Source organism: Mesorhizobium sp. M1D.F.Ca.ET.043.01.1.1 (genome assembly GCF_003952385.1).
In the GTDB taxonomy this organism is placed as follows: Bacteria; Pseudomonadota; Alphaproteobacteria; order Rhizobiales; family Rhizobiaceae; genus Mesorhizobium.
The window spans coordinates 4,236,191-4,259,847 of sequence record NZ_CP034444.1 but is presented as its reverse complement, the minus strand read 5'-3'; the positions used below and the strand labels follow the sequence as shown (position 1 = coordinate 4,259,847).

At 65.3% G+C, this 23,657-nt stretch carries 28 protein-coding genes; 15 read left to right on the top strand and 13 right to left on the bottom strand.

The features are described from left to right. Window positions 1-180: 180 nt before the first annotated feature. The 5 genes from EJ067_RS20665 to EJ067_RS20645 all read right to left on the bottom strand — a co-directional run bounded on the left by EJ067_RS20665 (window position 181) and on the right by EJ067_RS20645 (window position 4,066). Window positions 181-1,083: a metallophosphoesterase gene (locus EJ067_RS20665; protein WP_126087112.1), complete on the bottom strand. Its 903-nt coding sequence runs from the start codon at window positions 1,081-1,083 to the stop codon at window positions 181-183. 134 nt (window positions 1,084-1,217) lie between these two features. Then, window positions 1,218-2,255, bottom strand: a complete 1,038-nt coding sequence (ruvB, locus tag EJ067_RS20660) for a Holliday junction branch migration DNA helicase RuvB (protein ID WP_126087111.1) — start codon at window positions 2,253-2,255, stop codon at window positions 1,218-1,220. Between the two features lie 43 nt (window positions 2,256-2,298). After that, window positions 2,299-2,919 (bottom strand): Holliday junction branch migration protein RuvA, encoded by a 621-nt coding sequence (gene ruvA / locus EJ067_RS20655; RefSeq protein WP_126087110.1) that lies wholly within the window; start codon window positions 2,917-2,919, stop codon window positions 2,299-2,301. A gap of 10 nt (window positions 2,920-2,929) precedes the next feature. Then, window positions 2,930-3,439, bottom strand: a complete 510-nt coding sequence (gene ruvC, locus EJ067_RS20650; protein ID WP_126087109.1) for a crossover junction endodeoxyribonuclease RuvC — start codon at window positions 3,437-3,439, stop codon at window positions 2,930-2,932. 96 nt (window positions 3,440-3,535) lie between these two features. Continuing rightward, window positions 3,536-4,066: a DUF1465 family protein gene (locus tag EJ067_RS20645; protein WP_126087108.1), complete on the bottom strand. Its 531-nt coding sequence runs from the start codon at window positions 4,064-4,066 to the stop codon at window positions 3,536-3,538. A 537-nt stretch (window positions 4,067-4,603) separates the two neighbouring features. Between EJ067_RS20645 and EJ067_RS20640 the strand changes: the two genes are divergently transcribed. Further along, entirely contained in the window at window positions 4,604-5,155 is a 552-nt protein-coding gene (locus tag EJ067_RS20640; protein WP_126087107.1) for a DUF2269 family protein, read from the top strand. Between the two features lie 17 nt (window positions 5,156-5,172). Here EJ067_RS20640 and EJ067_RS20635 read toward each other — a convergent pair whose 3' ends face one another. Next, entirely contained in the window at window positions 5,173-5,943 is a 771-nt protein-coding gene (locus tag EJ067_RS20635) for a sulfite exporter TauE/SafE family protein (RefSeq protein ID WP_126087106.1), read from the bottom strand. A gap of 190 nt (window positions 5,944-6,133) precedes the next feature. Here EJ067_RS20635 and EJ067_RS20630 point away from each other — a divergent pair, with 190 nt between their 5' ends. After that, window positions 6,134-6,592, top strand: a complete 459-nt coding sequence (locus EJ067_RS20630) for a GNAT family N-acetyltransferase (RefSeq protein WP_126089677.1) — start codon at window positions 6,134-6,136, stop codon at window positions 6,590-6,592. 31 nt (window positions 6,593-6,623) lie between these two features. Here EJ067_RS20630 and EJ067_RS20625 read toward each other — a convergent pair whose 3' ends face one another. Next, window positions 6,624-7,058 (bottom strand): SRPBCC domain-containing protein, encoded by a 435-nt coding sequence (locus tag EJ067_RS20625; RefSeq protein WP_126087105.1) that lies wholly within the window; start codon window positions 7,056-7,058, stop codon window positions 6,624-6,626. Between the two features lie 162 nt (window positions 7,059-7,220). Here EJ067_RS20625 and EJ067_RS20620 point away from each other — a divergent pair, with 162 nt between their 5' ends. The 9 genes from EJ067_RS20620 to EJ067_RS20580 all read left to right on the top strand — a co-directional run bounded on the left by EJ067_RS20620 (window position 7,221) and on the right by EJ067_RS20580 (window position 15,806). After that, window positions 7,221-8,318: an adenylate/guanylate cyclase domain-containing protein gene (locus EJ067_RS20620; RefSeq protein WP_126089676.1), complete on the top strand. Its 1,098-nt coding sequence runs from the start codon at window positions 7,221-7,223 to the stop codon at window positions 8,316-8,318. Window positions 8,319-8,560: 242 nt separating this feature from the next. Next, window positions 8,561-9,208, top strand: a complete 648-nt coding sequence (locus EJ067_RS20615; RefSeq protein WP_126087104.1) for a thiamine phosphate synthase — start codon at window positions 8,561-8,563, stop codon at window positions 9,206-9,208. 1 nt (window position 9,209) lies between these two features. Next, window positions 9,210-10,370 carry a tetratricopeptide repeat protein gene (locus EJ067_RS20610; protein ID WP_245467992.1) on the top strand — a complete coding sequence of 387 codons (1,161 nt, stop codon included), beginning with the start codon at window positions 9,210-9,212 and terminating at the stop codon, window positions 10,368-10,370. A 157-nt stretch (window positions 10,371-10,527) separates the two neighbouring features. Beyond that, window positions 10,528-11,094, top strand: a complete 567-nt coding sequence (gene efp / locus EJ067_RS20605; protein WP_059190016.1) for an elongation factor P — start codon at window positions 10,528-10,530, stop codon at window positions 11,092-11,094. Window positions 11,095-11,116: 22 nt separating this feature from the next. After that, window positions 11,117-11,917 carry an inositol monophosphatase family protein gene (locus EJ067_RS20600; protein ID WP_126087103.1) on the top strand — a complete coding sequence of 267 codons (801 nt, stop codon included), beginning with the start codon at window positions 11,117-11,119 and terminating at the stop codon, window positions 11,915-11,917. Between the two features lie 192 nt (window positions 11,918-12,109). Beyond that, window positions 12,110-12,802, top strand: coding sequence for a hemolysin III family protein (locus EJ067_RS20595; RefSeq protein WP_126087102.1), 693 nt, complete (start codon window positions 12,110-12,112; stop codon window positions 12,800-12,802). Between the two features lie 288 nt (window positions 12,803-13,090). After that, a complete protein-coding gene (locus tag EJ067_RS20590) occupies window positions 13,091-14,110 on the top strand; it encodes a MotA/TolQ/ExbB proton channel family protein (RefSeq protein ID WP_126087101.1) in 1,020 nt (339 codons plus the stop codon). Window position 14,111: 1 nt separating this feature from the next. Beyond that, entirely contained in the window at window positions 14,112-15,140 is a 1,029-nt protein-coding gene (locus tag EJ067_RS20585) for a peptidoglycan -binding protein (protein ID WP_126087100.1), read from the top strand. A 240-nt stretch (window positions 15,141-15,380) separates the two neighbouring features. Next, window positions 15,381-15,806: a hypothetical protein gene (locus EJ067_RS20580; RefSeq protein ID WP_126087099.1), complete on the top strand. Its 426-nt coding sequence runs from the start codon at window positions 15,381-15,383 to the stop codon at window positions 15,804-15,806. An 80-nt stretch (window positions 15,807-15,886) separates the two neighbouring features. Here the strand turns inward: EJ067_RS20580 and EJ067_RS20575 are convergent, their stop codons facing one another. Then, window positions 15,887-16,240, bottom strand: a complete 354-nt coding sequence (locus EJ067_RS20575; RefSeq protein ID WP_126087098.1) for a DUF1304 domain-containing protein — start codon at window positions 16,238-16,240, stop codon at window positions 15,887-15,889. A 147-nt stretch (window positions 16,241-16,387) separates the two neighbouring features. Here EJ067_RS20575 and EJ067_RS20570 point away from each other — a divergent pair, with 147 nt between their 5' ends. After that, window positions 16,388-17,872, top strand: coding sequence for a carboxypeptidase M32 (locus EJ067_RS20570; protein ID WP_126087097.1), 1,485 nt, complete (start codon window positions 16,388-16,390; stop codon window positions 17,870-17,872). Between the two features lie 33 nt (window positions 17,873-17,905). Here EJ067_RS20570 and EJ067_RS20565 read toward each other — a convergent pair whose 3' ends face one another. After that, the gene (locus EJ067_RS20565) at window positions 17,906-19,708 is read right to left on the bottom strand and encodes an ABC transporter transmembrane domain-containing protein (RefSeq protein ID WP_126087096.1); all 1,803 of its coding nucleotides are present in this window, start codon (window positions 19,706-19,708) and stop codon (window positions 17,906-17,908) included. 207 nt (window positions 19,709-19,915) lie between these two features. Here EJ067_RS20565 and rpmE point away from each other — a divergent pair, with 207 nt between their 5' ends. Continuing rightward, window positions 19,916-20,137, top strand: coding sequence for a 50S ribosomal protein L31 (gene rpmE, locus EJ067_RS20560; RefSeq protein ID WP_040974396.1), 222 nt, complete (start codon window positions 19,916-19,918; stop codon window positions 20,135-20,137). A gap of 70 nt (window positions 20,138-20,207) precedes the next feature. Here the strand turns inward: rpmE and EJ067_RS20555 are convergent, their stop codons facing one another. Beyond that, window positions 20,208-20,849: a TetR/AcrR family transcriptional regulator gene (locus tag EJ067_RS20555; protein ID WP_126087095.1), complete on the bottom strand. Its 642-nt coding sequence runs from the start codon at window positions 20,847-20,849 to the stop codon at window positions 20,208-20,210. 136 nt (window positions 20,850-20,985) lie between these two features. Here EJ067_RS20555 and EJ067_RS20550 point away from each other — a divergent pair, with 136 nt between their 5' ends. After that, window positions 20,986-21,462, top strand: a complete 477-nt coding sequence (locus tag EJ067_RS20550) for a DUF1772 domain-containing protein (RefSeq protein WP_126087094.1) — start codon at window positions 20,986-20,988, stop codon at window positions 21,460-21,462. Window positions 21,463-21,494: 32 nt separating this feature from the next. Here the strand turns inward: EJ067_RS20550 and EJ067_RS20545 are convergent, their stop codons facing one another. The 3 genes from EJ067_RS20545 to EJ067_RS20535 form a co-directional block, all read right to left on the bottom strand. Beyond that, a complete protein-coding gene (locus tag EJ067_RS20545; protein WP_126087093.1) occupies window positions 21,495-21,806 on the bottom strand; it encodes a SelT/SelW/SelH family protein in 312 nt (103 codons plus the stop codon). Between the two features lie 11 nt (window positions 21,807-21,817). Continuing rightward, the gene (locus EJ067_RS20540) at window positions 21,818-22,567 is read right to left on the bottom strand and encodes a YebC/PmpR family DNA-binding transcriptional regulator (protein WP_126087092.1); all 750 of its coding nucleotides are present in this window, start codon (window positions 22,565-22,567) and stop codon (window positions 21,818-21,820) included. A gap of 222 nt (window positions 22,568-22,789) precedes the next feature. Then, complete coding sequence (locus EJ067_RS20535) at window positions 22,790-23,113, bottom strand: helix-turn-helix domain-containing protein (RefSeq protein ID WP_126087091.1); 324 nt, start codon at window positions 23,111-23,113, stop codon at window positions 22,790-22,792. A 51-nt stretch (window positions 23,114-23,164) separates the two neighbouring features. On the opposite strand from EJ067_RS20535, the gene EJ067_RS20530 reads away from it, so the two are divergent. Then, a complete protein-coding gene (locus EJ067_RS20530) occupies window positions 23,165-23,647 on the top strand; it encodes an SRPBCC domain-containing protein (protein ID WP_126087090.1) in 483 nt (160 codons plus the stop codon). The last annotated feature ends 10 nt before the right edge of the window (window positions 23,648-23,657 follow it).

The following is a 23,657-nucleotide window of genomic DNA, read 5'->3' as shown; positions in this document are numbered from 1 at the left end:
ATTCTGCTCCGTTGCACTCCTTGGCGAAGGTAACGGCATGCATTCTAGGGTCATCGCGACGGAGCTTCGCCTCCTGCTCCGCCCTAGAATGACGACGGGGCGGCGTTTCGGCCAATCTCCAAGGCATGCTGCCTGCCAACGCAAACTGAGCCGACCGGTCAAAATCCCGGTGCTGTGGAGCTATCCCAGATCGATTTGGAGTATCTCCGGCCGCACTCCGAAACGGACTGGCGCGATGCTGAAGCCGAGACCACCCGAGACGATCAGGTTGCGGTCGTTCTCGACGACATGGCCATAGGCATAGCGGTTGCCGAAATCGGAAGGCACGACCGGCGAATAGCCGAACAGCCGCACCTGCCCGCCATGGGTGTGGCCGGACAGCGTCAGCGAAACCCGCCACGGAACTTTCGGGAAGATGTCCGGCTCATGCGCAAGCAGTATGACGGGCGCGTCGTCGTTCACCTTGGCGAGCGTGCCGTCAAGATCGTCCAGGCCCTTGAAGCCGTGGCGGCCCAAGGCTTTGCTTGGCCGGATCGCCAGCTGGTCCGCAAGCCCCGCGATCCAGAAACCATGGCCGTCCTTCTCCAGCCGCACGACGTCGTTCTCCAGCACCGGAATGCCGACGCCCTCCAGCGCCTCGCGCGCGACCGTTGGTCCGGCTCCGGCCACCTGGGCGGCATAGTCGTGCCACCAGTCGTGATTGCCGAGGATCGAGAGCACACCGAGCGGCGCCTTCAGCCCTGAAAGAACGGAGGCCCAATCCGGCGCGGGCACGTCGGCAGTCACCAGGCGCATTCCGTCGACATAGTCGCCAAGGAGCACGATCAGGTCCGGCTGCAAGGCATTTGTCTTTTCGACGAGCGAAGCGATCCGCTCCGGCGTCATCCAGGGATGGCAGGCATGAATATCGGCCAATGCAACAACACGCAGCTTGAAGCCTGCAGGCCAGTGCGATGGCGTAAAGGAATAGCGCTTCACATGGGTCAGCAGCATCGGCTCGACGCCGACCGCATAGGCACTGAGCGACACCATCGACAGGAACGAGCCGCCAATGAGGCGCAAAAAGCCGCGTCTGCTGATCATCTATCGGCCCAAGCCCCTGGGGTCGCGTCAATTAAGCTTGCCTTAAAGCCGGCAATTGCGCCCTTACCTAGGCCGAGGCGAGCAGATTCTGCGCAGGAAGGCCGCGTCCCTGCCCAACGGCGAACAAATCTCCGTTACTCTTCCTGGAACAGGCTGATCTGCTGCTGCGCGAAGTCCTTCGGCGGCTCGAGGCCGAGATGCCGCCAGGCATTGGCGGTCAGCACGCGCCCGCGCGGGGTACGCTGGATGAAGCCCTGCTGGATGAGATAGGGCTCGATGATGTCCTCGATGGCGTCGCGCGGTTCCGACAAGCCTGCCGCGATCGTCTCGATGCCGACCGGGCCGCCGCCGAAGTTGCGGGCGATCATCGAGAGATAGCGGCGGTCGAGCGCGTCGAGGCCGAGCCCGTCGACCTCCAGCCTGGTCAGCGCCTCATCGGCGATGCGTCTGTCGACATGGCCGTTCCCGGCGACGGAGGCGAAGTCGCGCACGCGGCGCAACAGCCGGCCGGCGATGCGCGGCGTGCCGCGCGCCCGCCTGGCGATCTCCAGCGCGCCGTCGTCGCCGAGCGGCATCGAGAGGATGCGCGCGCCGCGGCGCACGATCTGCTCCAGCTCCTCGACCGTGTAGAAATTGAGCCTGACCGGAATGCCGAACCGGTCGCGCAGCGGATTGGTCAGAAGCCCGAGCCGGGTCGTCGCGGCGACCAGCGTGAAGCGGGCGAGATCGATCTTGACCGAGCGCGCCGCAGGCCCCTCGCCGATGATGAGATCGAGCTGGAAATCCTCCATCGCCGGATAGAGGATCTCCTCCACCGCGGGATTGAGCCGATGGATCTCGTCGATGAAGAGCACGTCGCGCTCTTCGAGATTGGTGAGCAGCGCGGCCAGATCGCCCGCCTTGGCGATGACCGGCCCCGAGGTCGAGCGGAAGTTGACGCCGAGCTCGCGCGCCATGATCTGCGCCAGCGTCGTCTTGCCGAGCCCCGGCGGGCCGACGAACAGCACATGGTCGAGCGCCTCGCCGCGGCTCTTGGCGGCGTCGACGAAGACCTTGAGGTTGGCGCGAACCGCCGCCTGGCCGACGAACTCGTCGAGCGACTGCGGCCGCAGGGTCTGGTCGGCATCCTCGCCGCGCTTGTCGGAGGCAATGAGGCGGGGCGAAAGGCTCATGCCGCCTTCCTCGCATACGCCAAAGGACCGAACAAGCGTCGCCTCACCGTGCCAGCTCCTTCAGGCCAAAACGGATCAGCTTCGAAGCGTCGGCGCCTTCGCCGGCCGACTTCAGCGCCGCCGAAACCGCGTTGGCGGCGATGTCGCGCGAATAGCCGAGATTGACCAGCGCCGAGACGGCGTCGGTGATGGGGGCCGGCGCCACACCTTCGCCGAGCTCCTGCTTGAGGCCGATCGTGCCGCTGGCGGCGCCTGCATAGGCCGGCGCCTTGGTCCGCAATTCGGTGACGATGCGCTCCGCCACCTTCTTGCCGACGCCTGGCGCGCGCGACACCATGGCGATGTCGCGCAGCGCGATCGCGTTGGCGAGATCGGCCGGCGCCATGGTCGACAGCACCGCCAGCGCCACCTTGGCGCCGACGCCCTGCACATTGTTCAGCAACAGGCGGAACCATTCGCGCTCAAGGGCCGACTGGAAGCCGTAGAGCCGGATCATGTCCTCGCGCACATAGGTCTCGATGAACAGCACCACCGCCTCGCCAGGCGCCGGCAGGGAGGCCAGCGTGCGCGCCGAGCAATGGGCGACATAGCCGACGCCATGCACGTCGACGACGCAAAAGTCCTCCTCGATCTCGTCCAGCGTTCCCTTCAGCTTGCCGATCATGACTGTCCCCTCACGCCAGCGCCGCCATCCGGTAGGCGACGCTCGGGCGGTGATGCGCATGGCAGATGGCGATGGCTAAAGCGTCGGCGGCATCGTCGGTCTCGAAGACCGCCTTCGGCATCAGCACTTTCACCATCATATGGATCTGCTTCTTCTCGCCGTGGCCGACGCCGATCACCGCCTTCTTGACCGCATTGGGGGCATATTCGGCGACCACCAGCCCGGCGCGCGCCGGCACCAGCATGGCGATGCCGCGGGCTTGGCCGAGCTTCAGCGTCGCCGTCGCATCCTTGTTGACGAAGGTCTGCTCGACCGCGGCCTCATGCGGCATGGCCTGATGCAGCACTTCGGCCAGCCCGTCATGCAACTGGCAGAGCCTTGTTGCCAGCGGCGCCTTGTCGTCGGAGCGCACGGTGCCCGAGGCGACGAAGCGCAAAGAATTGCCGAGGCTCTCGATAATGCCCCAGCCGGTGCGCCTAAGGCCCGGATCGATGCCGATGATGCGAATCGCTTCCCCCATGCGCCAAGTCTAACCTCGGCGCATGGCGATGCCAGCGAAATGTGAACAAACCAGAAACAGCTTTGCGGACAACCCGCCGCAATAAGGAACCTGCCGTCAGCCGCGTGCGAAAGCCGTGTTCAACAGGCTGATCTGGTCGGACACCGGATTGGCGCGGCGGACGGCGGAAGGCGCGTCGTTCAGGGCACCGCCATAGATTTCCTCGTCCATGCGCTTTACCAGCGCCTGCAGCCGCAGCGACCGGCTCACCAGGTCCAGGAATTCCTTCGGCAGCTCATTCCAGCCCAGCGCCTCGTCATGCGCGGAGGCGGTGTCGAGCCGCACCTTGGATTTCTCCGAGGCGACCTGGTCGCGGGTCATCTCGCCGGAATTGGCCGCCCGCTGCAGAAGCAGCCACGAGGCGACCTGCATCAGCCTGGTGGTCAGCCGCATCGATTCGGCCGCATAGAGCGTCGCCGCCGTGCGCGACAGCTTCTTGGCCTCGAGCCTGCCCTTGCCGTCGAGATACTCGGCCGCCTGCTCGACCAGGCCCATGCCCTCCTGATAGAGCGGCTTGAAGGATTGGGAGAACACCCGGCGTTCCGCGAGTTTTATGGTTTTCGCGCTGCCTTTCGAAGGCTCGGTCATCGATACGCCCCTGCACTGCCGCAAGCCGATTCGGCATCCTTGCCGATACGCCCTGCACCCTTTAACGACTGAGGCTTGAAAATGCGCTTCGATGCCCACGAAGGCAAGCGCATGTTTAACAAACGGTTAACGCCGGCCCGCGCTGCCGGCCTTCCGCCGGCGGACAAAAAAAGAGCCGCGGATAAGGCGGCTCTCAGGAGTTTAACAGGGAGGCGTCAAACAAAGTGGCTCCAACCACTCGGTAAGAATCCAGCAAAACTGGATGATCGTAGTAAACGCCTGTAAAGCTTAATGAAGCCTTAACGCCGGACGGAATTTTTAACCGAACCGGCCTTCCTGTGCCGGAACGGGACGGGTCGGTTTGTCTCCGCCGGCTCGTACGAAGACCGGATTCTCCCGTGCTGATCGCGGCGCCGAAACATGCCGGCCGCCGCTGCGACATCGTTCCGAAACACGTCCCGCGCAAAACGCCGCTCCTCTCAGCGGCTGGCGCAAATCCGCGCCGTCGCCAATCAGGAAGATATGCAGGAGCACAGCATGGATTGGTACTCGATCGTCAAATTCCTTCACGTCGTCTCGGCCATCCTGTGGGTGGGTGGCGGCTTCGTGCTGTTCCTGCTCGGCGTGCTTGCCGAGCGCTCCCGCAAAATCGAGGACAAGCTGCAGGCGCTGCGCGCCAGCGGTGAGCTCGGTGGCCGCTTCTTCGCGCCGATGTCGATGCTCACGCTGATCTTCGGCCTCATCATGTGCGGCTTCTGGGTCGGCTTTTCCGAGCTGTGGATCGTCATCGGCCTCGCCGGCTACGCCACGACCTTTTCGATCGGCATGCTGGTCTTCAAGCCGACCGGCGAGCGGATGGGCGCCATGGTCGCCAAGGAAGGCGTGACGCCGGCGGTTCTCGCCGTCGGCCAGCGCATGATGAGCTGGGCGCGTTTCGACTATGCGGTGATGCTGGTGATCATTGCCGACATGGTGCTCAAGCCCACCATGAACGACATCGGCATCCTCGCCGGCATGGTGCTGGTGATGGCGGCCGGCGCTGCGCTGGCCCTCGGCGCCGGCCGCCAGATGGTGCCGAGCGCGGCCTGATGGCGTCATGCCCCCCGCTACATGAGCCCTGCGATGCCGTCCCAGAGCAGCTTGACCGCCACCACCGCCACCGTCGCGTAGGTGAACGGATAAAACACTTCCGGCCGCATGCGGCGCACCAGCCAGGCGCCGGCGATGGTGGAGAGCGGCGCCAGCGGCATCAGCGCAAAAGAGGCGATGAGGTTGGTGCTGTCGAACTGGCCGAGCGCGAAATAAGGAACGAGCTTCAGCGCATTCGTGGCGGCGAAGAAGATCGCCGCCGTCCCCGACAGCACTTTCGGATCGAGCCGGATCGGCAGCGCATAGACCTGGAAGGGCGGGCCGCCGACATGGGCAACGAAGCTGGTGAAGCCAGCGACCGTGCCCCAGAAGGCCGCGGCGATGCGGTTCGGCTCCGCCGCGTGGTGTGCGCCATGGCGGAACTGCAGATAGATCCAGCGCAGGACGAAGGCCAGCGCGACCGCGCCGACGATCAGCCGCACCATTTCCTCGGTCACCAGGGCCGCCGTCAGCCAGCCGAGGCCGATGCCGATGACGGCACCGGGCATCATGTCGACCAGCATCCTGCGGTCATAGACGCCCCACCATGTCCACACCGAGACGATGTCCATCAGGCAAAGGATCGGCAGCAGGATGGCCGCCGCCTGCACCGGCGGGATGGCCAGCGCCATCAGCGGCACGCCGACGAAGCCGACGGCGCCGCCGAAACCGCCCTTCGACAGGCCGACGAGGATGACCGCCGGAATGGCGGCGGCATAGAACCAGGGATCGCTGAGCAGGCCTGACATGGGGGAACGGGGATCAGAAGCGGATGGCAGATGGCGGAAGACCCGCTATAGACCACAAAGCGGAAGACCGCGATAGCCGATGCGTTCCGCCAGCCGGCCGCCGCGATCAACTGTCCGTAACCCGACGTTCCCGGTTTGCGGCAGGCGCAGGACCATGCATAAGGTCGCGGGTCCAGCCGAGGTTTTGACGATGAGCGAAATCCTGATCCGCCGCGCGGAGAACGCCGACCTCGAGGCGATCGTCGCGATGCTTGCCGACGACGCGCTTGGCCGCGCCCGCGAGAACGCAAGCCTGCCTTTGGCGCGAGCCTATCAGGATGCCTTCGCGGCGATCGACGGCAACCCGGACCAGTTCCTGGCGGTGATGACGCACGGCGCCGAGGTCATCGGCACTCTCCAGATCAGCTTTCTCCCAGGGCTGTCGTTGCAGGGGGCCTGGCGCGGCCAGATCGAGGCGGTGCGCGTCGCGGCGAACCGGCGCGGCGAACGGCTCGGGCAGCGCCTGCTGGAATGGGCGATCGAGAAATGCCGCGAGCGCGGCTGCAGGATCGTCCAGCTGACCACCAACAAGAGCCGGCTCGACGCGCATCGCTTCTACGAACGGCTCGGCTTCAAGGCGAGCCACATCGGCTACAAGCTCGGGCTCTAGCGGTTGGCTGTTCGCGATCGCGGCCGCAGCCCTACATCTTGTCCGGTCCCGGGTCGCCACCGGCGGCGGTGATCGCGAGCCGGCCCAGATAGTGCGTCCAGCCCTTCTCGTGGCTGTCGCAAATCTCTCGGTCGGCAAGGCCGCTATGGGTGAGCTTGACCCTGGTTCCGCCGGACTCTTCGACCAGATCGATTTCAACAAGGCTCGAACCGGGCGGTGTCTTGTCGTTGCCTTCCCAGCCGAAGCTGTAGGCAAGGCGGTGGACGGGTACGACCTCAGTGAATTGGCCGCGTGCCGTGGCTCTTTCCGCCAAATTGAGCAGGTAAAGACCGCCGGGGTTGGGCTCAGTCGTCGCCGCCGTTCCCATCCAGCGCACGATCTTGTCGGGATCTGTCAGGAAGGCGAAGACTGTCGCCGGCGGTGCCGCGATCTGCACCTCGCGACGAACGATCAAGGGTTCAGCCACCGAAACCTCCCGAGTTTACGTGCACCAACATGGCTTGCCCGGCAGGCGGCGCCGGACCAGCGCTTTCGATTCGAAGCCAAATCGCCCTTCCGTTCAACAAAAATCTCGTTGAGTTGATTCACGCTGGTGACAGGGATGGCACGCCGAAGCAAGATCGTGTCGATGCGGCTTTCTTCAACTCTCGCCTGGCTGGTCGACAGCGCCGGCAGCGCCGTCCAACCGGATGATTTTCTGGCCACGCTGGGCGCGCGGCTGGTTGGCGATGGGCTGCCGCTCGCCGGTGGAACCCTGACGCTCGCCGCGCCGCATCCGATCATAACGCGCCGCGCCTGGCTGTGGCGGGCCGAGACGGGCGTCGTTATGGAGGCTCTGGGTTTTGGCGCCGGCACGATGCCTGGAGCCGGCGAGGGCGATCTCGGACGCGAGTGGCTGGCGGGACTGGGAACCGGTGTTGTGCACGATTACACGGTTGGGCCTGAGCGTGAGGATGCCCAATCCGAGAAACCAAAGCTGAATTGGGTCGCGGCGCGTCCTCTCGCGGTGCACGAATCGAACACACTGGACCAGGTGGCGCGCTTCGCCGCCGCGCCGCTTGCCGCGCTCGCTGCCAGGTCGGCCCTGTCGGCCCTGCTTCAGGCCTATCTCGGGCAGCGAAGCGCGGCGCAGGTTTTGGCCGGCCGCTCGCGGCGCGAGGTTGGCGAGACGATCCGCGCCGTCCTGTTCTACAGCGATTTGCGCGACTTTACCGCCCTGTCGGAGGAGACGGCCGCCGAACAGGTCGTGGCGGCGCTCAACGCCAGCTTCGACCGCATCGCCGGGGCCGTTCACGCATTTGGCGGCGAGGTGCTGAAATTCATCGGCGACGGGGTGCTGGCTATCTTTCCTGTCGGCGAACGCTCGGCTTCAGAGGCTTGCGAGGCAGCGTTGCGCGCGATCGGAGCGGCGCGGGCGGGGATGGCGCAGCTCAATCAGGTCCGTGCCAGGCAGGGCATGCCCGAGCTGCAGTTCGGCATGGCGCTGCATCTGGGCGACATGGTGTGGGGCAATATCGGCACAGCCGACCGGCTGGATTTCACCGCTATCGGCCCGGCCGTGAATCTCGTCAGCCGGCTCGAAGGCCTGTGCCGGCCGCTTGGACGGGGTGTGCTGATCTCGGGGGCTGTCGCAGCCGAAATATCAACGCCCTTGGTCCCGCTGGGCGAACATCAATTGCGCGGAATCGCCAGATCGTGCGCCGTCTTCGGCCTACCGGACGGTTGACCCCTTGAGCAATTCCAGGAAAAGTGCGTAGCGGTTTTCCGTCCGGAATTGCGCAAGAACAAACGCTTAGAGCGGGTCGGCCATTCTGTGAAAAGCTGAACCGCTCTAGACCGCCGCTCGCGACGGCGCTGGGCGCGGCCTTCTGACGATCCTGCGTCGCCCTGTTCAAACCGGGCGCTTTGTTCTATGCCGCAATGCAACCATCTTCGCCCGGCATAGGCGAAAACCGGGATCGAAGACCAATGAATGAAGCAACGCCGCCCAACCGCAGCCGCATCGTGCTGATCGCGCCGCCGCTTGCGACGGCCGAGCACATCTGCGCGGCGTTCGACGGCGGCGACATCGCCTCGCTGATCCTGCCTGGCAACGGCATGGACGATGCCGCCTTCCAGGCCTTCGCCGAGAAGATCGTGCCCCTCGCGCAAGCCGCCGGCATCGCCGTCATCATCGCCGGCGACAGCCGCATCGCCGGTCGCGTCCACGCCGACGGCATCCATGTCGAGGCAAATCGCAGGGAACTCGCCGAGACGATCGAGCGCCTGGCGGACAAGATGATGGTCGGCACCGGCGGCGCCAAGACCCGTGACGAGGCGCTGGACCTCGGCGAGGAGCGGCCCGATTATATGTTCTTCGGCCGCTTCGGTTACGACAACAAGCCGGAGCCGCATCCGCGCAACCTCTCGCTCGGCGAATGGTGGGCGCAGATGATCCAGATCCCCTGCATCGTCATGGCCGGGTCCGAGCTCGCCTCGGTGGAGACCGTCGCGGCCACCGGAGCCGAGTTCGTGGCGCTCTCCAGCGCGGTCTTCGCCGAGGGACTCGATCCGCGCGCGGCGGTCGCCGCCGCCAATGCGCTGCTCGACGACAGCGCGCCGCGCTTCGAGGACTGACGTGCGCTGGTCCCGGCTTTCCTTCACGGCCCTGGCGGCTGCCTTGACCATCCAGGCGGCCGCGGCAGCGGGCACGGAAAGCGTGCCGGTGCCGCAGCCGAGGCCAGACACGAGCGCGCCGGACACTAGCGCGCCGACCACGGGCGCGCCGACCACAAGCCCTGCCAATACAGCCGCCCCTGTTACAAGCACACCGAATACCGGCGCCCAGAACGCTGGCGCCCCGAATGCCGGTGCCGTCCATACGGACAAGCCGATCGTAACTCCGCTGCCCCAGCCGGCGACGCTTCAGCCGCCATCGGCCGATACCGTCAATCCCGATCGCTTCGGCGCCAAGCCGCCGGACGCCGCCTACGGCGCCTTCCAGCGCGGGCTCTACAAGACGGCCTACAACCTTGCCTTGGTCCGGGCCAAGAACGGCGACCCCGCGGCCCAGACGCTCGTCGCCGAGATCCTGTCGCGCGGGCTGGGCGTGCCGATCAACGCGGCCGAAGCCGCGAAATGGTATGGGCTCGCCGCCGAGCAGGGCGTGCCGGAGGCGCAGTTCCAGTATGCGCTGATGCTGCTCGACGGCCGCTATGTGAAGAAGGACGACAAGGAAGCCTATGCGCTGATGCAGGCCGCCGCCGAGGCCGGCAATCGCCTGGCCCAGTTCAACTTCGCGCAATTGCTCATCCAGCAGGATCCGGGCGATGCCGGTATCGCCAAGGCTGCCGCGTATTATGAGCGCGCCGCCGGCACCGGCCTTGCCGACGCCGAATATGCGATGGCGCAAATCTACGCCAACGGCGCCGGCGGCAAGCCGCGCGACGACGCCAAGGCTCGCACCCTTTTGGCGCAGGCCGCGCGGCAGAACTACGATACCGCGCAACTTGATCTCGCCGCCTGGATGATCGAGGGGCGGGGCGGCGGGCGCGACCTGAAATCGGGCTTCGCCTGGATGAGGCGTGCGGCCGAGGGCGGCAATGTCGCCGCCCAGAACCGCCTCGCCAAGCTCTATATGGGCGGCATCGGCACCGACCCCGACCTGATCCTGGCCGGGGCCTGGTATATCGTCGCCCGCCGCGCCGGGCTGATCGACCCGCAGATGGACGATTTCCTGCAAGGCCTCGACGACGACCAGACCAAACAGGCGCTGCAGAAGGCGAACCGGCTGCCCTGAGCTGCCCTGAAAAGACGTTCCCCGGCAGCGGCCGGATTCGCGAGCGTCCGCGACGCCCTCCTTGGCACCCTCTCCCTTGCCTCTCCGGGCGATTTGTGGTCTTGGAGGCGCCAAAGCGCGTTCCGCGCGAGAAAATCTCATTCCGGACCAGTTCAACATGGCCAAGATCAGTGGCAGCGAAATCCGTCCCGGCTATGTCATCGAGCACGATGGCGGCCTGTGGGTGGCGGTCAAGACCAACACCGTGAAGCCCGGCAAGGGCGGCGCCTACAACCAGGTCGAGCTGAAGAACCTGATCAACGGCACCAAGCTCAATGAGCGCTTCCGCTCGGCCGAGACCGTCGAGCAGATCCGGCTCGATCTGAAGGACTTCTCCTTCCTCTACGAGCAGGGCGACGCGCTGGTGTTCATGGACACCGAAAGCTACGAGCAGCTGGAGCTGGCGAAGGATTTTGTCGGCGAGCGCGCCGCCTTCCTGCAGGACGGCATGATGGTGACGGTCCAGCTCTATGAGGAGCGGCCGATCGGCATCTCGCTGCCGGATCAGGTGACGCTGACCATCACAGAGGCCGACCCGGTGGTGAAGGGCCAGACGGCGGCCTCCTCCTACAAGCCGGCGGTTCTGGAAAACGGCGTCCGCGTTCTCGTGCCGCCATTCATCTCGGCCGGCGAGCGCATCATCGTCGACACCAACGAAATCACTTACGTACGCCGCGCAGACTGAACGGCCGGAAGCAGGAAGAAAAATGGCGCGCTCCGCACTCCTCAATGTCATGGTCCAGGCCGCGATGAAGGCCGGCCGGTCCCTGTCGCGCGATTTCGGCGAGGTGCAGAACCTGCAGGTCTCGATGAAGGGACCTGGCGACTATGTCAGCCAGGCCGACCGCAAGGCCGAAGAGATCGTCTTTGCCGAACTGTCCAAGGCAAGGCCGGGCTACGCCTTCCTGATGGAGGAACGCGGCGCCGTCGAAGGCGAGGACGGCCAGCATCGCTGGATCGTCGACCCGCTCGACGGAACCACCAATTTCCTGCACGGCATACCGCTCTTCGCGGTCTCGATCGCGCTCGAGCGCCAGGGCCAGATCGTCGCCGGCGTCATCTATAATCCGGCCATGGACGAGCTCTATACCACCGAGCGCGGCGGCGGCGCTTTCATGAACGACCGCCGGCTGCGGGTCGCCGGGCGCGCCAAGCTCACCGATGCCGTGATCGGCTGCGGCGTGCCGCATCTCGGACGCGGCCAGCACGGCAATTTCCTGATCGAATTGCGCAACGTCATGGCCGAAGTCTCCGGCGTCCGCCGCCTCGGCTCCGCCGCGCTCGACCTCGCCTATGTCGCGGCCGGCCGTATGGACGGGTTCTGGGAAACCGGCCTTTCGGCCTGGGACATCGCCGCCGGCACGCTGCTCATCCGCGAGGCGGGCGGCTTCGTTTCGGACATGGATGGCGGGCAGGACATGCTGGAGGCCGGCTCCGTCGTCGCCGGCAACGAGATCATCCAGCGCGCGCTCTTGAAGACAGTGAAGAAGCCGTTTGCGCCCCGTTGACAAGTCGGCCCCGCTGACTGGTCCGTCCGGCTGACAGGTCGGCCCGGCTGAAGCGCGCGACGCACTGAACCAAATCGAGGTACTGCATCGTCCTTTGCGCGTCGAAAGGACGCGCGGCTGTCGTCGCAAATCCGCAATCGTAGCTTGAAATACTGGTCCGCGACTGCCCAGATTAGAGTTGCAGGATCACTCATGAACGACGCGCGCCCAATCTCCCAGATCGAGATCCCCTTTGTGGGTCGCTGGCATTATTCGCGCGCGGAGATGATCGCCGACGGCATCGTCCATGCCGTCGGCATCGTGCTGGCGATCGCCGCCGGCTCGGCCTTCCTGGCTTTGGCCGCCTTCCATTCCGGTCCGGGCGAATATGTGGCCGCCGTCTTCTATGTGGTGTCGCTGCTTACCGTGCTGTCGGTGTCGCTGGCCTATAATCTGTGGCCGATATCGTGGCCGGCGAAGTGGATCCTGCGTCGCTTCGACCATGCCGCGATCTATCTCCTGATCGCCGCCACCTACACGCCTTTCCTGGCCCAGATCGACACGTCGCCACTTGCCTTGCCCATGATCGTCATCGTGTGGAGCGCGGCGGCGATGGGCATCGCCATCAAGATGTTCCTGCCCGGGCGCTACGACAGGCTGGCGATCGTCTTCTACCTCGCCATCGGCTGGAGCGGCGTGGCGCTGGCCGGGCCGCTGGCGGAGACGCTGCCGACGACCTCCGTCGTGCTGCTCATTGCCGGCGGCATCGTCTATTCCTGTGGCGTCATCTTCTTTGCCTGGAAAGGCCTGCGCTTCCACAATGCCGTCTGGCACGGCTTCGTCGTCACCGGCGCCGGGCTGCACCTGGCCGCGATGGTCGACTGCCTGGTCATCAACCGGTTCTGATGCCAATGCATGTCGCCCAAAAGTGCGCAACGGTTTTGGGACAACGACATGCATCAAACAAAAGATCGAAGCGCTTCGCCTGAAAATCTTCGGCGCGACGCGCTTTGGAGCAATTCCAGGAAAAGTGTGAAGCGTTCGGGGTCGGCGACTTCGCCATAGCCTTTCCGTCCGGGATTGCGTCAAAACAATACGGCGACGGCGATATTGCCAAGCGCCATTCAATTTGGTCACAATTCCGTTTAGAGTCGCGGCAATTCTGCGGCGGGTGGCATCGGAAACGGGGCACGAATGGCTTTTCTCAGATCCTTCGGCAGGCGCTCGGATGTCCTGGTCTACGATCCGCACAAGCTGTCGAGCCCGCAGGTCTTCCTGCTCACCATGGTGATCTTCCTGGTCATCGTCGCCTTCATCGCCGCCATCCTCACCCGCCAGATATCGAGAGCCTTCTCCGCCAATCCCGGCCTCAACGGGCTGATCATCGGCGTGCTCGCCGTCGGCATCCTGCTCGCCTTTGTCCAGGTCGGGCGGCTGTTCCGGGAAGTGCGCTGGGTCAATTCGTTCCGTGCCGGCTCCGAAACCACCGAGCCGGTGCTTTTGGCGCCGATGAAGGCGATGATCGGCCGTTCGTCGACGATCGCCTTCTCGACCTCTTCGATGCGCACCATGCTCGATTCCATCGCCACCCGCCTCGACGAAAGCCGCGACACCTCGCGCTATCTCGTCGGGCTGCTGGTGTTCCTCGGCCTGCTCGGCACCTTCTGGGGCCTGCTCGGCACCATCGCCTCGATCCGCGAGACCATCGAGGCGCTAGACCCCGGCACGGGCGACGCGGCCGCCGTGCTTGACGCGCTGAAGCAGGGCCTGTCGGCGCCGCTCGCCGGCATGGGCACGGCCTTCTCGTCCTCGCTGTTCGGTCTCTCCGGCTCGCTGGTGCTCGGCTTCCTCGACCTGCAGGCCGGCCGCGCCCAGACCCGGTTCTACACCGAGCTCGAAAACTGGCTGTCCTCGGTCACAGATCTCTCGTCCGACATCGTGGTCTCCGACCAGGCCCGCGCCGAGCCGTCGGAGGAGATCCGCCTGCTGTCGGAACGGCTGCGCAGCCTGCAGGAAAATGGCGGCGGCTCCAACCCGCGCGTCGCCACCGCCATGGCCAACCTGGCGGACGGCATCTCCGGGCTGGTCAAGAACATGCGCTCCGAGCAGCAGATCATGCGCGACTGGGTCGAAGCGCAGTCCGACGAGCAGAAGGCGATGCGCAACACGCTGGAAAAGATCGCCGACGCGCTGAAGAAGCAAGGGGTCCACTGACGTGGCGCTGGCAAGACGGCGCGCCGACCGCCGCATCGACTACTGGCCGGGCTTCGTCGACGCGCTGTCGACGCTGCTGCTCGCCATCATGTTCCTGCTGACGGTGTTCGTGCTGGCGCAGTTCCTGCTCAGCCGCGAGATCTCCGGCAAGGATACCGTGCTCAACCGCCTCAACTCGCAGATCAACGAACTGACGCAGTTGCTCGCGCTGGAGCGCTCGAACAGTCAGGACAAGGAAGATACGCTCGCCAACCTGCAGGCCTCGCTGTCGGCGGCGGAAGCCGAAAGGAGCCGGCTTCAGCAATTGCTGGACCAGGGCGCAGGCGCCGGCGACGCGGCCAACAAGCGCGCGGAAGCGCTCTCCGGCGAGCTCAGCAACCAGCGCCAGATCAGCCAGCAGGCGCTGAGCCAGGTCGAGATCCTCAACCAGCAGATCGCCGCACTTCGCAAGCAGATCGCGGCGCTCGAGGACGCGCTCAACGTATCGGAGCAGCGCGACCGCGAGTCCAACACCAAGATCGCCGATCTCGGCCGCCGCCTGAACGTGGCGCTGGCGCAGCGTGTCCAGGAGCTCAACCGATACCGCTCCGATTTCTTCGGCCGGCTGCGCGAGATCCTCGCCGACCGCGAGAACATCCGCATCGTTGGCGACCGCTTCGTCTTCCAGTCGGAGGTGCTGTTCCCGACCGGCTCCGACGAGATCAACGATGCCGGCAAGGTCGAGATGAAGAAGCTCGCCGATGCCGTCATCGAGCTGCAGAAGGAAATCCCGCCCGAGATCAGTTGGGTGCTGCGCGTCGATGGCCACACCGACAACAAGCCGCTGTCCGGCGCCGGCCGCTATCGCGACAACTGGGAACTGTCGACGGCGCGCGCGACCTCGGTGGTGAAGTTCCTGATCGAGAACGGCGTGCCCGCCAACCGGCTGGTCGCGGCCGGCTTCGGCGAATTCCAGCCACTCGATCCCGCCGACACGGACGACGCGCGCAGCAAGAACCGCCGCATTGAACTGAAGCTCACCGAACGTTGATTCAAGTTCACGCGAATTTGTTCGCCGGCTCAACTCTAGGGCGCAGGGGTTCCGGCGGCAAGGCCTGAAAATATTATCTTTTTTTAATTACACATCGCAAATTGGCGCTCCTAGCTTGCCGCGCAGGGCCGGGAACCGCCGGCGATGGCGCCATCGCGACGCGACGGAACCGGACGGCCCCACAAGGTCGGAAGGCGGAGCGGAATGGCCGCTCCCTTCCCAGCAGGAGGATGCGCCGTCATGCGCGCTTCGACATCTCTCAAGACTGCAACCCTCGCCGCGGTTCTGATCGCCGCTCCGCTGGCCGGCGCCCACGCCGCCGGGCATCATAAGGGCGCTCTCGACGCAACCGCTCCAACCGACATGACCGGCCCGCGCGCGACCAGCCTGATGGAGCAGGTCCAGGGTGTGGACCAGGGCATCAGGGATGCGCGGGAAGCCAACACCATCTCGGCCACCGAGGCCGAGCAGTTGCATATGCGTGCCGCTCATATCAGCCAGGCCGCAGAGAAGGTCGCCGCTTCGGATCATGGCAGGATTCCCGCCGCGCAGTATCACGACCTGCTGCGCCGTCTCGACCATGTCGACCAGAAACTCATGGTCGACACCGGCAGCGGCTTCCTGATGGGCGACGGCTCGGACGGCGGTCATTACCCGAACGGTTGAGGTCTTCGGAGGAAGGGACCGCCTGGCGCCCGAGGGACCTGGCCCCAAGGGCGTCCTTTTTTCGATCGCGCCCTTTTTGATCACCAGCCCAGCCAAACCGCGACGATGGCGAGCACCGCCGGCACGGTCTGGATGAACAGGATCTTCCGGCCGACGGTGACCGCGCCGTAAAGGCCGGCAATGGCCACGCAAAGCAGGAAGAACATCTTGATCGCAAACCCGCCGGCGCCGAGATAGAGGCCCCAGATCAGGCCTGCGGCGAGAAAGCCGTTATAGAGCCCCTGGTTGGCAGCGAGCACTTTTGAGGCGCTCGCGAATTCTGGCGTCAGCTTGAACGCCTTGTGCCCGCGCGGCGTGTCCCAGAGCACCATCTCCAGATAGACGATGTAGCAGTGGATCAGCGCTACCAGCGCGGTCACGATGTTGCCGATCATTGTCCCCTCCAGCTGTTGTTCCCGGCATTGATCACGGGGCGCCGCTGCAAGGCAAGATGCGGTTGCTTTCCGCTGATCGAACAGGGTTGCCAAGCTCGATGCCTTGGTATCTTTTCGCGCCAGCCCATTTGCAGCCGGAAACCATCCATGTCCTTCCAAAAACTCGACCAACTCGGCCACAAGCTCGAAGCGCTGGAGCATGCGCTGGCCATTCTCGGCGCCGACGAGGCGACGCACATGGCGGTCGGCGGCGGCGAGAAGCGCGCCGAGGCGGTGTCGACGCTTGCCGGCATGCTGCACGCCCAGGCGACTGCGCCGGAGATCGGCGACTGGATCGCCGCCGCCGAGCAAGAGCCGCTGAACGACGAACAGCAGGCGGCGGTGCGGGAGCTGCGCCGGCAATACACCAACCTCACCTGCCTGCCGGTCGAATTCGTCGAGCGCCAGACGGTCGCGCGCATGCGCTCCGAGCAGCTGTGGCGCGACCTGCGCGCCAAGAACGACTGGGCGGGCTTCCTGCCGGCACTGGAAAGCGTCGTGGCGCTGGTTCGCGAAGAGGCGGCACTGCGCGCCGACGCGCTCGGCCTCGCCCCCTACGACGCGCTGATGGAGCAGTACGATCCCGGCAACCGCGCCGCCGACATCACGCCGGTGTTTGCCGAGCTGAAGGCTTTCCTGAAGGATTTCCTGCCGCACGCGCTGGCCGTGCAGGATGCGCGGCTGGCCAAGCATCCGCTGAAGCCGCTCTCCGGCAGCTACGCCATCGACCGTCAACGCGAGCTCGGCCTTGCCATGATGGCCGCGGTCGGCTTCGACCTCACCCACGGCTCGCTGTCGGTGTCGCACCATCCCTTCTGCGGCGGCGTGCCGAGCGACGTGCGCATCACCACCCGCTACAAGACCTCCGACTTCCTATCGGCACTGATGGGCGTGCTGCACGAGACCGGCCATGCGCTCTACGAGCAGAACCTGCCGAAGACCTGGTCGCACTGGGCGCTCGGCAAGGCGCGCGGCATGGCCGTGCACGAGAGCCAGAGCCTGTTCGTCGAAAAGCAGATCGGCCGCAATCCCGCCTTCTGGCGCTGGGCGCTGCCGGTGGTCGAAAAACATCTTGGCGAGGCCTGGTCGCTCGACGACATCCTGCCGCATGTCCACCATGTGAAACGCGGCTTCATCCGCGTCGACGCCGACGAGGTGACCTATCCGCTGCACGTCATCCTGCGCTACGAGCTCGAGCAGGAGCTCGTCTCGGGCCGGCTGGAAGCCGTCGACCTGCCGGAGGCATGGGACGCCAAGATGCGCGACTATCTCGGCCTGTCGACCATCGACAACCCGGCCGACGGGCCGATGCAGGACGTGCACTGGCCGGGCGCTGCCTTCGGCTACTTCCCGTCCTACACGCTGGGCGCGATGATGGCGGCGCAGCAATGGGCCGCCTTGACCAGGGAGCACCCGGCGGCGGACAAGGACCTCGCCAAGGGTGACTTCAGCGCCATCAACGACTGGCGCCGCATAAGGATCTGGTCGCAGGGCTCGCGCTGGTCGACGCCGGAGCTGCTCCAGCGCGCCACCGGCGAGAGGCTCGACGCCGCTTATTTCACCGAGCACTTGCGCAAGCGCTACGCGGACTGACGTGCAGCTAAAACCAGCCGCTTTGTAGTGTGGCTATTCCGCCGCGCCCTTGAAGGCGCTGGCGCCGATCTCGAACTGCAGCTTGGCGAGCCGGGCATAGGTGCCGCCCTTGGCGACAAGGCTCTGATGCGTGCCTTCCTCGACGATGCGGCCGCCTTCCATGACAAGGATCCGGTCGGCCTTCAGCACCGTCGCCAGCCGGTGGGCGATGACGATGGTGGTGCGGCCGCGCATCAGCCGCTCCAGCGCCGTCTGCACCAGCGTCTCGCTTTCCGCGTCGAGCGCCGAGGTCGCCTCGTCGAGCAACAGGATCGGCGCGTCGCGCAGGATGGCGCGGGCGATCGCGATGCGCTGGCGCTGGCCACCCGACAGCGTCACGCCGCGCTCGCCGACCTGGCTGTCATAACCCCGTTCCAGCTTGCCGATGAATTCGTCGGCAAGGGCCGCCTTTGCCGCCGCCTCGATCTCCGCGTCGCCGGCGCCAGGCCGGCCGAAGCCGATATTGTCGCGGATGCTTGCCGCGAAGACGGTGACGTCCTGCGGCACGATGGCGATGCGCTCGCGGATCGCGGCCGGATCGGCCTCGCGCACGTCGACGCCGTCAATGACGATGCGCCCGCTTTCCGGATCGTAGAAGCGCAGGATCAGCGAGAAGACCGTGCTTTTTCCCGCGCCCGACGGCCCGACGATCGCCACCGTCTCGCCCGGCTTGACCTGGAAGCTCAGGCCATGCACGGCGGCCCGGTCCGGCCGCGCCGGATAGGAGAAGGAAACATCGTCGAAGCTGATCGCGCCCTTCGCCTTGGCCGGCAGCGGCTGCGGATCGGCGGGCGGCTGGATGGCAGGCTTTTCCGCCAGGATCTCGGTCAGCCGCTCGGCGGCGCCCGCGGCTTGCGACAGCTCGCTCCACACTTCCGACAGGGCGCCGAGCGCGCCGGCGGCGAACACCGAATAGAGCAGGAACTGGCCGAGCGTCCCGGCCGACATCGTGCCGGCAAGCACGTCGCGCGAGCCGAACCAGAGCACCGCCACCACCGACGAGAAGATCATGAAGATGGCGAAGAAGGTGAGGAAGGAGCGGGCAAAGACCGACATGCGCGCCGCCTCGAAGGCAGCCTCCACGGCGGCCGAGAAGCGCCCCGTCACCAGCTTCTCGTTGGTGAAGGCCTGCAGCGTGCGCACCGCGCCGATCTGCTCGCTGGCATAGGCGGTGGCTTCGGCGAGCGTATCCTGCGCCAGCCGCGACTTGCGCCGCACCGATCGGCCGAAGGCGACCAGCGGCAGCACGATCAGCGGAATGGCGGCAATGACCAGGCCGGAGAGTTTCGGGCTGGTGAAGACCATCATCGCCACGGCGCCGAGGCCGAGGATGAGATTGCGCAGCGCGACCGAGGCCGTGGCCCCGACGGCGGACTTCACCTGCGTCGTGTCGGCTGCGAGCCGCGACACGATCTCTCCCGAATGCGCCTTGTCGAAAAAGGCCGGCGACAGGGTCGTGACATGGGCGAACACATCGCGGCGGATGTCGGCGACGACCCGCTCGCCGAGCGTGATGACGAAATAGTAGCGGCTGGCCGATGCCGCCGCGAGCAGCGCCGCCATCGCCACGAGCGCGGCGAAATATTCCGCTATGAAGGTGGAGCTCGACGCCTGGAAGCCGTGATCGATCATGCGCCGCACGGCCATCGGCAGGGCGAGCGTCGTCGCCGCCGCCACGATCAGCGAGATGATGGCGCCGATCGCCAGTTTCCGGTAGCGGGTGATGTACGGAAAAAGGCTTCTGAGCGGCCGGATCGAGCGCGTGCGCGCGTCTCCACTGACACCGATATCCGCCATGAGCGTTTCCTCTGGCCGCTTTGCCGGTCATGCGCTTCAATATGCGCTTGCCGCGGCCTTGTGATTCAATTCCGGCTGATGTATAGGCTCGCCGACCGTTTTAGAAGCCGTGGCTTTTCATTAGCTGCGGCTTCGAGTTTTAAAAAGGGGCGCATCGACGCAGGCCATCGGCCCGTCACCAGCGCCGGCAAGCCAGGAAATAAGACAATGAAGGCCGATATCCATCCCGACTACCACACCATCAAGGTCGTCATGACCGACGGCACCGAGTACCTGACCCGCTCCACCTGGGGCAAGGAAGGCGACACGATGAACCTCGACATCGACCCGACCACGCACCCTGCCTGGACCGGCGGCCAGCAGACCCTGCTCGACCGCGGCGGCCGCCTCTCCAAGTTCAAGAAGCGCTTCGAAGGTTTCGGCCTTTAAGTTTCCCGCGCTTTGTCGCAGATCAAAAACCCGCCCTCGAGGCGGGTTTTTTGTTGCCGGTGTCGGCCGCCTACTCAGCCAATAGCTCCCGCAGCGCCATGCGCTTGTAGGCCGCCACCAGCCGGTCCCCTTCTTCCCGGTCGACCGAGATCGCCAGCCGCATGGCGGTCTCGCCCATCTGCCAGACGAGGAACGCCGTCGTCTCCAGCGCGATAGGATCGGCACTGGGCCTCAGCCGCTTGAGCACCGCGACGAGGAATTCGGCGTTGGCCCGGCTGTCGGCCAGCTCGAGCTCGCGCAGCGCCTTGTCGGCCTGCGTGCCCGACCAGATGTCGCGCATCACTGGCTCGGCCAGGAACAGCCGGTAATAGATATCGACCAGTTCCGAGAACGCCTGCTTCAGGCCGTCGGCATCGTCGACATCCTTCAGCGCCGATGCAATGCAGGCCTGGCTTTCGGCGGTGTAGCGCTCGGCCAGCGCCCAGACGATCGCCCGCTTGTCGGGAAAGAACTGGTAGAGCGAGCCGATCGAGACGCCCGCCCTTTCCGCAACCTCGCCCATGCGCATGGCGTCGCTGCCTTGCTCGGCAATCAGCGCCGAGGCAGCGGCGAGCATGCGCTCCACGCGCTCGCGGCTGCGTTGCTGCGTCGGCGCCCGCCGCGGTGAAGCGAGGGCCGCCTGCTCGATCTTCGCCGCGACTTTGTCATCCATGACTCTCTCCGAGACGATACTTCGAAAACTGGCTTGACTCGAAAAATACGAGGGTTTATCACGTTTTGCAAACATGAGGGTTTCTCATATTTCAACCGTACCGGCGATCCTGGCTGCAAAATCTGGAGCAACCGACATGATGAAATTTCTTCCCACCCTCACCTTCATTGCCGCGATCGGCTCCGGCGTTGTCGGCGGCGTTTTCTTCGCTTTCTCGAATTTCGTCATGCCGGCGCTCGCCCGCCTGCCGGCCGCCGGCGGCATCGCAGCCATGAATTCGATCAACATCACGGTGATCACGCCGACCTTCATGACGGCGCTGTTCGGCACCGGCCTCATCTGCCTGGTGTTGATCGCCGCCGTTTTCTTCGGCTGGAGTCAGTCAGGCTCGTACTGGCTGCTTGCCGGCGCGATCATCTATCTCGTCGGCAATCCGATCGTGACCATGGTCTTCAACGTGCCGCTCAACGATGCTTTAGCCGCCGTCGATCCGGCGAACGCCAACGGCGCCGCGATCTGGACGAACTATCTGAGCGAATGGGTGATGTGGAACCACGTCCGCACCATCACCGCCATCGTGGCGATGGCCTGCTTCATCATGGCATTGATCTGAAGACAGCACTCCACAATGTAAAAGACCCCGCATCAGGCGGGGTCTGTCTTCTTGTGCGTTGTGCGGTCGACATGGCCGAGGTCGCGATCCGGGTCGATGACGTCGCGGACCAGTTGCTTGAGCTTCGCCGCATCCGGAAAGCCGCCGTCGCGCTTGCGCTCCCAGATAAGCACCTCGTTGCAGGTGATGGTGAAGATGCCGCCGGTGCCCGGCACCAATGTCACCTCGCCGAGATCGGTGCCGAAGGTCGAGAGCAGTTCCTGCGCCATCCAGCCGGCACGCAAGAGCCAGTGGCATTGCGTGCAGTAGGTGATGCGAATGGTGGGCAGCGGCTTTTCGCTCATGGCGACGTGGCTCAGGCCGCGCTGAGCTTGGCCATCGTCTCGTCGTCGACCTCGAAATTGGCGTAGACGCTTTGCGCGTCGTCATCGTCCTCGAGGGTGGCGACCAGCTTCATCAGCGACTGCGCCCGCTCTTCGTCGACCGGGACATTGTTCTGCGGCCGCCAGATAGGCTTCACCGATTCCGCCTCGCCGAGCGCGGCTTCGAGCGACTTCGACACTTCGCCGAGATTTTCGAAGCCGCAGTAGATGGTGTGGCCTTCCTCGTCCGACTCCACGTCGTCGGCGCCGGCCTCGATCGCGGCTTCCATCACCTTGTCGGCGCTGCCGGCAGCGACCGGATAGTAGATCTCGCCGATGCGGTCCCACATGAACGACACCGAGCCGGTTTCGCCGAGCGCCCCGCCGGCCTTGGTGAAGGCGGCGCGCACATTGGAGGCCGAGCGGTTGCGGTTGTCGGTCAGCACCTCGACGATCAGCGCCACGCCGCCCGGGCCGTAGCCCTCGTAGCGCACCGCCTCGTAGTTCTCGGCATCGCCGGCGGAGGCCTTGTTGATGGCGCGCTGGATGTTGTCCTTCGGCATCGACACCGCCTTGGCGTTCTGCACCGCAAGACGCAGGCGCGGGTTCATCGCCGGATCGGGCGTGCCGGTCTTGGCGGCGACGGTGATTTCGCGCGCCAGCTTGGAAAACATTTTCGACCGCACCGCGTCCTGGCGGCCCTTGCGGTGCATGATGTTCTTGAACTGCGAATGGCCAGCCATGGCACCCCTGTCGTGTTCGGCTAGAGCATCTTTCGGCCGGAGCGATCACCCGGCATCGGCAAATGCTCGAATTCATAATTTCAGAACGCTGCAAGCATGCCTGCGAAGGCACACGGCGCTCTCTGTCGGAATGGCCGGCTTATAGATAAATCGGCTCAATTCGTCCAGCCGCGCCGTGGACCCCGCAAGACGGCGGACGAGCACGGCCCGCATGGCAGGAAATCATCCCTCCAGATCCGACTTGAGCCGGTCGAGGATGCTGATGGCGTGGCCGGCATACTGGCTGATCCAGCGGTCGTGGATCTGCCTGATCGGCAGCGCGTTGAGATGGTTCCAGCGCTCGCGCCCCTCGCGCCGCGCCACGACCAGGTCGGCCTCTTCGAGCACCTTGAGATGCATCATCACCGTGCAGCGGTCCATGTCCGGGAATGCCTCGCAGAGCGAGCCGGTGGTCTGCGGCCGATCCTTCAGCCGGTCGAGCAGCTCGCGCCGGCGCGGATGCGCCAAGGCCTTGAAAACATGGTCGTCCGCAGTTTGACTTGACATGTTATATTTCTATAACATATCGTTTGGACGAGCAAGGAAGGAGCTGTGGATATGTCTCTTGGATTCAGGATTTCCGGACGCATCGGCAAACCGGTCGACGAGGTCTTCGACGCTGTCGTCAATCCGGCGAAGCTCAGCGGTTACTTCACCACCATCGGCGGCGCCTCCGCTCCGCTGGTCGCCGGCACCACCGTCACCTGGTGGAAGACGGTGCCTGTCGAGGTCGACGAGGTGACCAGGGACAAACGCATCGTGCTGCGCTGGGACGCGACCGACGCCGGCGGCAAGCCGGCCTACAAGACCCGCATCGAGATGAATTTCGAGCCGCTGGACGACGGCGGCACCTTCGTCACCATCGCCGAGGAGGGCTGGCTTGAAGGCGAGTTCGGCTTGAAGAAATCCTACCTCAATTGCGAGGGCTGGTCGCAGATGCTGGCCTGCATGAAGGCCTATCTCGAACACGGCATCAATTTGCGCGACGGCTACTACCGCGCCGAGATGAAGGGCGAGCCGGCCAACGAAACCAACATCTGAGCCCCAACAT

Excerpts from the sequence above, each read along its gene's own strand:
- EJ067_RS20635 (WP_126087106.1), bottom strand. The coding sequence starts at position 5,943 with ATGTCAGGCCTGCTCAGCGATCCCTGGTTCTATGCCGCCGCCATTCCG.
- EJ067_RS20595 (WP_126087102.1), top strand. The coding sequence starts at position 12,110 with ATGAACGACGCGCGCCCAATCTCCCAGATCGAGATCCCCTTTGTGGGT.
- EJ067_RS20570 (WP_126087097.1), top strand. The coding sequence starts at position 16,388 with ATGTCCTTCCAAAAACTCGACCAACTCGGCCACAAGCTCGAAGCGCTG.
- EJ067_RS20535 (WP_126087091.1), bottom strand. The coding sequence starts at position 23,113 with ATGTCAAGTCAAACTGCGGACGACCATGTTTTCAAGGCCTTGGCGCAT.
- ruvC (WP_126087109.1), bottom strand. The coding sequence starts at position 3,439 with ATGGGGGAAGCGATTCGCATCATCGGCATCGATCCGGGCCTTAGGCGC.
- EJ067_RS20540 (WP_126087092.1), bottom strand. The coding sequence starts at position 22,567 with ATGGCTGGCCATTCGCAGTTCAAGAACATCATGCACCGCAAGGGCCGC.
- EJ067_RS20630 (WP_126089677.1), top strand. The coding sequence starts at position 6,134 with ATGAGCGAAATCCTGATCCGCCGCGCGGAGAACGCCGACCTCGAGGCG.
- EJ067_RS20590 (WP_126087101.1), top strand. The coding sequence starts at position 13,091 with ATGGCTTTTCTCAGATCCTTCGGCAGGCGCTCGGATGTCCTGGTCTAC.
- ruvA (WP_126087110.1), bottom strand. The coding sequence starts at position 2,919 with ATGATCGGCAAGCTGAAGGGAACGCTGGACGAGATCGAGGAGGACTTT.
- EJ067_RS20565 (WP_126087096.1), bottom strand. The coding sequence starts at position 19,708 with ATGGCGGATATCGGTGTCAGTGGAGACGCGCGCACGCGCTCGATCCGG.
- rpmE (WP_040974396.1), top strand. The coding sequence starts at position 19,916 with ATGAAGGCCGATATCCATCCCGACTACCACACCATCAAGGTCGTCATG.
- ruvB (WP_126087111.1), bottom strand. The coding sequence starts at position 2,255 with ATGAGCCTTTCGCCCCGCCTCATTGCCTCCGACAAGCGCGGCGAGGAT.
- EJ067_RS20615 (WP_126087104.1), top strand. The coding sequence starts at position 8,561 with ATGAATGAAGCAACGCCGCCCAACCGCAGCCGCATCGTGCTGATCGCG.
- EJ067_RS20580 (WP_126087099.1), top strand. The coding sequence starts at position 15,381 with ATGCGCGCTTCGACATCTCTCAAGACTGCAACCCTCGCCGCGGTTCTG.
- EJ067_RS20600 (WP_126087103.1), top strand. The coding sequence starts at position 11,117 with ATGGCGCGCTCCGCACTCCTCAATGTCATGGTCCAGGCCGCGATGAAG.
- EJ067_RS20550 (WP_126087094.1), top strand. The coding sequence starts at position 20,986 with ATGATGAAATTTCTTCCCACCCTCACCTTCATTGCCGCGATCGGCTCC.
- EJ067_RS20645 (WP_126087108.1), bottom strand. The coding sequence starts at position 4,066 with ATGACCGAGCCTTCGAAAGGCAGCGCGAAAACCATAAAACTCGCGGAA.
- EJ067_RS20555 (WP_126087095.1), bottom strand. The coding sequence starts at position 20,849 with ATGGATGACAAAGTCGCGGCGAAGATCGAGCAGGCGGCCCTCGCTTCA.
- EJ067_RS20665 (WP_126087112.1), bottom strand. The coding sequence starts at position 1,083 with ATGATCAGCAGACGCGGCTTTTTGCGCCTCATTGGCGGCTCGTTCCTG.
- EJ067_RS20575 (WP_126087098.1), bottom strand. The coding sequence starts at position 16,240 with ATGATCGGCAACATCGTGACCGCGCTGGTAGCGCTGATCCACTGCTAC.
- EJ067_RS20530 (WP_126087090.1), top strand. The coding sequence starts at position 23,165 with ATGTCTCTTGGATTCAGGATTTCCGGACGCATCGGCAAACCGGTCGAC.
- efp (WP_059190016.1), top strand. The coding sequence starts at position 10,528 with ATGGCCAAGATCAGTGGCAGCGAAATCCGTCCCGGCTATGTCATCGAG.
- EJ067_RS20620 (WP_126089676.1), top strand. The coding sequence starts at position 7,221 with ATGCGGCTTTCTTCAACTCTCGCCTGGCTGGTCGACAGCGCCGGCAGC.
- EJ067_RS20545 (WP_126087093.1), bottom strand. The coding sequence starts at position 21,806 with ATGAGCGAAAAGCCGCTGCCCACCATTCGCATCACCTACTGCACGCAA.
- EJ067_RS20640 (WP_126087107.1), top strand. The coding sequence starts at position 4,604 with ATGGATTGGTACTCGATCGTCAAATTCCTTCACGTCGTCTCGGCCATC.